This is a genomic window from Streptomyces sp. 2A115, assembly GCF_052245575.1.
Classification (GTDB): domain Bacteria; phylum Actinomycetota; class Actinomycetes; order Streptomycetales; family Streptomycetaceae; genus Streptomyces.
In genome coordinates this window covers 66,500-73,358 of sequence record NZ_JBQQCG010000060.1, presented here as the reverse complement: position 1 = coordinate 73,358, position 6,859 = coordinate 66,500, and the positions used below count along the sequence as shown (strand labels likewise).

At 69.3% G+C, this 6,859-nt stretch carries 5 protein-coding genes; all 5 read right to left on the bottom strand.

Translation table 11 applies throughout. The annotated features are described in order from the left end of the window. Positions 1–378: 378 nt before the first annotated feature. The 5 genes from ACTWQR_RS38090 to zapE all read right to left on the bottom strand — a co-directional run bounded on the left by ACTWQR_RS38090 (position 379) and on the right by zapE (position 6,857). Positions 379–1,761, bottom strand: coding sequence for a PhoX family protein (locus ACTWQR_RS38090; RefSeq protein ID WP_443231823.1), 1,383 nt, complete (start codon positions 1,759–1,761; stop codon positions 379–381). A gap of 96 nt (positions 1,762–1,857) precedes the next feature. Then, complete coding sequence (locus ACTWQR_RS38085) at positions 1,858–2,763, bottom strand: slipin family protein (protein ID WP_443231822.1); 906 nt, start codon at positions 2,761–2,763, stop codon at positions 1,858–1,860. Between the two features lie 173 nt (positions 2,764–2,936). After that, entirely contained in the window at positions 2,937–4,421 is a 1,485-nt protein-coding gene (locus ACTWQR_RS38080; RefSeq protein ID WP_443231821.1) for a SulP family inorganic anion transporter, read from the bottom strand. Positions 4,422–4,429: 8 nt separating this feature from the next. Further along, positions 4,430–5,020: a carbonic anhydrase gene (locus ACTWQR_RS38075; RefSeq protein ID WP_443231820.1), complete on the bottom strand. Its 591-nt coding sequence runs from the start codon at positions 5,018–5,020 to the stop codon at positions 4,430–4,432. A 727-nt stretch (positions 5,021–5,747) separates the two neighbouring features. Continuing rightward, on the bottom strand, positions 5,748–6,857 hold the full coding sequence (zapE, locus tag ACTWQR_RS38070) for a cell division protein ZapE (protein WP_443231819.1): 1,110 nt from the start codon (positions 6,855–6,857) through the stop codon (positions 5,748–5,750). Between the last annotated feature and the right edge of the window lie 2 nt (positions 6,858–6,859).

Sequence of the window (6,859 nt, the reverse complement as noted above, 5' to 3'; positions counted from 1 at the left end):
AGGGGCCGGGGGCCAGGGTGGGCGGCTGGGAAGGGGTGGGGGTGGTGGCGGAGGGGCGGGGGAGGACGGCGCGTGTCGGGGCGGTGGGGGTGCCGCAGGCGGTCAGGGCCGCGGTGAGCAGGCAGGCGGCAGTCGCTCTCCGTACAAAGATTGTCACCGGCTGACGCTACCTGGATAAGAGGAATTATCCGGCTATATCCAATGTGTCGAACCGGAGTGTTGCCGGAGGTCAACGAGGCGCTCGCTCGCCCGTCCCGGGAGTGTGGTCCTCGTCCCCCCCCGGCCCCGGGACGTCACACTTGCCGCCGGTCGCGGTCCCGCGGCCGACGGGCAGCCCTTGTGGAGAGCGCGAACTGCCGGTCGGCCACGGGGAGTTGCTCAGGTCCTGCGCCAGGGCCCCGTCACCGCGAACGTCGTCCCGGGCGTGTAGCAGTTCGCGTACATCGTCTCTCCGTCGGGCGAGAAGGTGACGCCCGCGAACTCGCCCCACTCGGGGGACTCCGGGGTCCCGATGTTCTGCCGGTTGCGGGCCATCGCGTACACCTCTCCGCGCCGAGTCACGCCGTACACGTGCTGCGCGCCCTCGCCGTCCTCGCAGACCATGAGGCCGCCGCTGGGGGCGAGGCAGATGTTGTCGGGGGACTCGCCGGGCAGCTGTACGTCGGTGTCGGGGCCGAAGACGATCACCAGGGTGAGTCGGCGGGCAGCGGGGTCGTACCGCCAGATCTGGCCGAAGTGATCGGCGGCCGAACCCTCGTCGGCGTGCGCGAAGGAGGAGACGAAGTAGACGCACTTCCCGCCCCAGTAGCAGCCCTCCAGCTTCTGGGCGTGGGTGATGCCCTTGGGGCCGAAGTCCTGGAAGCGGATGGGGGTCTGGGCCGCCAGCGGGTCCGGTACGTCCACCCACTCGATGTGGTCGAAGGTGGCGCCCGTCTCCTGGATCGAGGAGAGGTCCGGGACGCCCGGCACGCGCATCGCCTGGAGCCTGCCGCCCGCGCGGAGCGAACCGCGGCCGCCCTCCGGCTTGTTGGGCAGGAAGCGGTAGAAGAGGCCGAAGGGCTTCTCGAAGGCGTCCTCGGTCTCGTAGACGATGCCGCGGCGGGGGTCGACGGCGATCGCCTCGTGCTGGAAGCGGCCCATCGCGGTGAGGGGTACGGCTCCGGTGCGGTGGGGGTTGGCGGGGTCGACCTCGAAGATGAAGCCGTGGTCCTTGGTGTAGCCGTTCGTGCCGGCCTTGTCCTCGGTCTCCTCGCAGGTGAGCCAGGTGCCCCAAGGGGTGGGTCCGCCCGCGCAGTTGACGGCCGTGCCGGCGATTCCGACCCGCTCGTCGACCACCTTCCCGTGCCCGTCGAGCGTCAGCGTCGTACAGCCGCCCTTGCCCATCGGGTCGTACGTGAGCCCTTGGACCGTGGGGACGGGGATGCGGCCGGTGTGGCGGTTCTCGTGGTTGCGGACGAGGTGGACGCGGTCGTGTCTGCCGCCGGAACGCCGGGAGCCGGCGAACGCGGCCATGCCGTCGTGGTTGCTGGGCACCGGGCCCTCGCCGGAGAGCAGTTGGTCGCCCTCCCGGGACAGCACCCGGTAGCGGAAACCTTTCGGCAGGTCCAGCATGCCGTCGGGGTCGGGGATGAGGGGGCCGTATCCGGAGTGGCCCAGCGCGGCGGCCGTACCCGTGAAGAGCTCGGACAGGGCTCCGGTGAAGGTGATCCCCACCCCCAGGGCTCCGGAGCGGGCGAGTACCTCGCGTCGTGTTGCGGACATGGGGCGAACCTTCCTGTTGGCGGACAGGAGAATGTGACCCGCCTGTGTGTATCACGCGGTTCGGAACACGTGAACCACACGCGTAGCGTGGCGTTCTCACGGCTCGTCAGGCGACCCGGATGGCGGGGGAGTTGGACCAGAACCCTGGCTGTCCGACACGGAAGTGACCTGGGTCGTGTCGGTCCCGCGCGCCTGTAGGGCCTCCGGCCCATGCGGCGACTGGATCTCCGGCTCCGGTGCCTGCTGCGCCGCCCGCTCCAGGAACCGCAGCAGCTCCACCGGGAAGGGCAGTACGAGCGTGGAGTTCTTCTCGGCGGCGACCGCCACCACGGTCTGCAGCAGCCGCAGTTGGAGCGCGGCGGGCTGCTCGGACATCACCCCGGCGGCCTCCGCCAGCTTCTTCGAGGCCTGGAGCTCGGCGTCGGCGTTGATGACCCGGGCCCGGCGCTCGCGGTCGGCCTCGGCCTGACGTGCCATGGACCGCTTCATCGTCTCCGGCAGCGACACGTCCTTGATCTCGACGCGGTCGATGGAGACGCCCCACTCCACGGCCGGGCTGTCGATCATCAGCTCCAGGCCCTGGTTGAGCTTCTCTCGGTTGGAGAGCAGATCGTCGAGATCGCTCTTGCCGATGATCGAGCGCAGTGAGGTCTGCGCCATCTGCGATACCGCGAACCGGTAGTCCTCGACCCGCACGATCGCGTCGGCCGCGTCGATCACCTTGAAGTAGATGACGGCGTCCACGCGCACCGTGACGTTGTCCCTGGTGATGCCGTCCTGCGCGGGCACGGGCATCGTCACGATCTGCATGTTCACCTTGCGCAGCCGGTCGATGCCGGGGACGACCAGGGTGAACCCGGGCTCCCGCGGAGCTCCGAGCAGCCGCCCCAGCCGGAAGACCACACCTCGCTCGTACTGCTTGACGATCCGCGCCGCCGCGGCGACGTACACGACCCCGAAGGATGCGGCCGTCGCGGCAGTGACCAGGAGTTCCTGAAGCATGACGACCCCTCTTCCGAGCAAGCCGCATATGTGCAGTACATCCACTTTACGCCGAAAGGGGTACGTCGGTGGCGCCCTGTCGCAGCGGCGCCACCGACGTACCCCAACTCTCAAGAACGGCGTCTCAAGACCGGTGACTCAAGACGGCCGTCTCAAGTCTCGAGACGGGTGACTCAGGAGGACGACGTCGACGTCATCCGCACCGGCTCCGTCCCCGTCGTGCTGTGCCGCTCCGCCCAGTTCTCCAGGGCGGTCCGGCACGCGTGGTCCAGGTGGTGCAGCCCGGAGAGGTTCAGCTCCACCGGCCGGTCCTGGGGCAGTGCCTCCAGGCTGTCGAGAATCTTCGGCAGCCGCAGGAAGGTGGCATTGCCCGACAGGTACGCCTGCACGGGACCCGCTCCCTTGTCTATGACCTCGAGCTTTATGTGCGAGGCCTCCCAGGCCGTCTTGACGACCGCGAGCGCGAGCCCGATCAGGACGCCCTCGAACATGTTCACCGCCACGATCGCCACGGCCGTGACGACCAGGATCAGCGCCTCACCCCGGTGCTCGCGCCACATCGACGCGATCTCACGCAGCGGGATCAGCTTCCAGCCCGCGTGCACCAGGATGCCCGCGAGCGCCGGCAGCGGAATGTAGGCGAGCACGGACGGCAGCAGCACCGCGAACAGCAGCAGCCATACGCCGTGCAGTACGCGGGACGCCTTCGTCCGCGCGCCCGCCTGGACGTTCGCCGCGCTGCGCACGATCACGGCGGTCATCGGCAGTGCGCCGAGCAGCCCGCAGACCGTGTTCCCCGCGCCCTGCGCCATCAGCTCCTTGTCGTACTCGGTCCGCGGTCCGTCGTGCAGCCGGTCCACGGCGGCGGCGCTGAACAGCGACTCCGCCGAAGCGATCAGCACGAAGGCCATGACCGTGCCGAGCACGCCCACACTCGCCAGCTCGCCGACGGCCTCGAGCCCCGGCAACTGGATCGAACCGAGCAGTCCCCGCACCTCGACGGTCGCCACCGGCAGGCCGAACGCCGGCGTCACGAGCGTGGCCAGCGCGACCGCGCCGAGCGCCCCCGGCACCGTACGCGCCTGCTTCGGCAGGTGCCTCCACAGTACGAGTACGGCGATGGTGCCCGCACCGAGCCCGAACGAGGCCAGTGCCTCGGTGGACCCGGCGGAGTCGGCGACCAGCCCCGGCAGCCCGGTCAGCTTGTCCAGACCCGCGGCCGGGGCCTCCATGCCCGCCACCGAGTAGAGCTGTCCCGCGATCAGGACGAGGCCGATGCCGGCCAGCATGCCCTCGACGACGGCCACCGAGATGGCCCGGAAGTAGCGCCCCAACTTCAGGGCGCCCATGAGGAGTTGGATGAGGCCCGTGGCCAGCACGATGACTCCGAGCACGGGCAGTCCGTACTCGCGCACGGCCTCGAAGACCAGCACGGTCAGGCCCGCCGCCGGACCCGAGACCTGAAGGCTGCTGCCGCGCATCAGGCCGGTGACGAGACCGCCCACGATGCCGGTGATCAGGCCCAGTTCGGCGGGTACGCCGGAGGCCACGGCGACGCCCACGCACAGTGGCAGGGCGACGAGGAAGACGACGAGCGAGGCGGCGAAGTCCTGCTTCAGGTAGGGGAACTTCATTCGGTTGCTTGTGGTGGTGCTCATCGCGCTGTTCACAGTTCCTCGAAGGAGTCGGACCGCACATCATGTGCGAGTACGGAGCCGGTGTGCACCTCGTAGAACCAGCCGCGCACACGAAGTTGACCCTCGGCCAGGCGCTTTTCGACGCACGGGTACGAGCGGAGTCGCAGCAGTTGCGTGAGTATGTGGCTCTGTACGCCCTGGGTGACGGCCGGGTCCTCAATGACCCCTTCGGGGCGGGGAGTCGAGTGGGTCAGCCAGTCGCGTACGGCGGGTACGGCGGTCAGGTCGTCGCCGCGCACCAGCGCTCCGACGGCACCGCAGTGGGAGTGGCCGCAGACGACTATGTCTGTGACGCCGAGCACCTCCACCGCGTACTCGATGGTGGCTGCCTCGCTGGTGGGCTGCTCGGAGACGTATGGGGGGACGATGTTGCCCGCGGTGCGGAGCTCGAAGAGTTCACCGGGCCGGGCTCCGGTGATGAGGGCCGGGACGACCCGCGAGTCGGAGCAGGTGATGAACAGGACCTGCGGGGACTGGCCTTCGGCGAGGCGGGCGAACTCCTCCGGGCGAGCGGCTGACTGCTCGTGGAAGGAGCGTGCGTGATCGATGAGGGGCTGCATGTGTCAGTTCCTCCTGGCGCGCCTGTGAGGGCGGCGCGTCGGTGTACAAAACGGAGCGCATGCGGGTACGGCGACATGACCCCACGTCGACGCGCTCGGCGGACGTGGCGTGGTGAGGGTTGGTCGATGTCCTGGCGTTCCCGGGGTCAGTTCAGCATCGAAAGACCTGGAGCGCCGCTGTGGAGTGAGCCGTTGAGGATCTCGTCGTACGGTGGTGCGACGCGGCGGCCGCTATGTGCGACGGATCCTCGTGGTGGGCCGCGGGGTCCTTGCACAGCAAAGGACGCGCGGATGACTGGGGAACGTGGTCCGAGACGCGATTCCGGTCCTGTGTCCGCAGGGGACCGGCCGGGCTCCCCGAGTGCAGGGTCTCGCCGCAGGTGACGAACTCGGATTCACCCTTGGTCACGGAGACATCGGGTGTGTGCGCGGAAGCGAACGTCGCAGTGGGGGCAAGGAGCTGTAGGGCCAGTAGGACGGCGGCGAGAACGGCAAGCGTCGTCCGGGCCGTCGTGCCTCGTAACATGTGCCCCCTCTCGGCCATCTTCCGGTCAAGGCTCTTCACGTCAACAACCAAGTTAACGCGGCAACTTGTTTGCAGGGTTAACTTAACGTTTCACCCTGAAGAGATCCTGAAGAGGGCTGAAGACAACCTGAAGAGGGCCCGAAAGGGGCTGAGAAGCGGCGTTACCGGCGGTCAGTCCGTGACATGGGTCACCGGAACCGGTCAGTCCTTCACCAGGGACTTCGCGTCCCGCGCCAGCGCGGTGAGCCGGGAAATCGCGCGGAAGTACTTCTTGCGGTATCCCCCGCCCAGCATCTCCTCGCTGAAGAGCCGGTCGAAGGGCTGCCCCGAGGCGAGCACCGGCACTTCGCGGTCGTACAGACGGTCGGCGAGGACGACGAGCCGCAGCGCGGTCGACTGGTCCGGCACCGGCCGCACGTCGGTGAGGCAGACCGCCTCGATCCCGTCGGTCAGCGCGCCGTACCGGCTGGGGTGGACCCGGGCCAAGTGGTCGAGCAGATGCGGGAAGTCGTCGAGGGAGGCGCCCGGGGTGGCGTACGCGGCCTTGGTGACCTGCTCGTCGGAGTACGGCGGCGGAGTCTCGGGCAGCCCGCGGTGGCGGTAGTCCTCGCCGTCGATGCGCAGCGCGCGGAAGTGCGCCGACAGGCCCTGGATCTCGCGCAGGAAGTCGACCGACGCGAAGCGGCCCTCGCCGAGCTTGCCCGGCAGCGTGTTGGAGGTCGCCGCGAGCGCCACGCCCGCGTCGACCAGCTTGCGGAGCAGACTGGACACGAGGACGGTGTCGCCGGGATCGTCGAGCTCGAACTCGTCGATGCAGAGCAGCCGGTGGCCGCCGAGCGTCTGCACGGTCTTCTGGAAACCGAGCGCGCCGACCAGGTTCGTCAGCTCCACGAACGTGCCGAATGCCTTGAGGGAGGGCTCCGCCGGGGTCGCGTGCCACAGGGAGGCGAGCAGGTGCGTCTTGCCGACGCCGTACCCGCCGTCGAGGTAGACCCCGCGGGGGCCGGTGGGAGCCTTCGCGGACTTCTTGCCGAACCCGAAGAAACCGCGCCCGCCCGTCTTCCCGGAACCCGTGGCGTGCGCCCCTCCGAGCCCCGCCGCGAAGCCGTCCAGGACGCGCACGGCCTCGGTCTGGCTGGGCTGGTTCGGGTCCGGAATGTACGTATCGAAGCGGACCGAGTCGAACCGCGGCGGCGGCACCATCTCGGCGACCAGCCGGTCCGCGGGAACGTGCGGCTCACGGGCGCACAGGGACAGCGGGGCCGCATCGGCTATCGGGCCGAATCCGGAGGCGGTGGTGGAGGTGGACACGG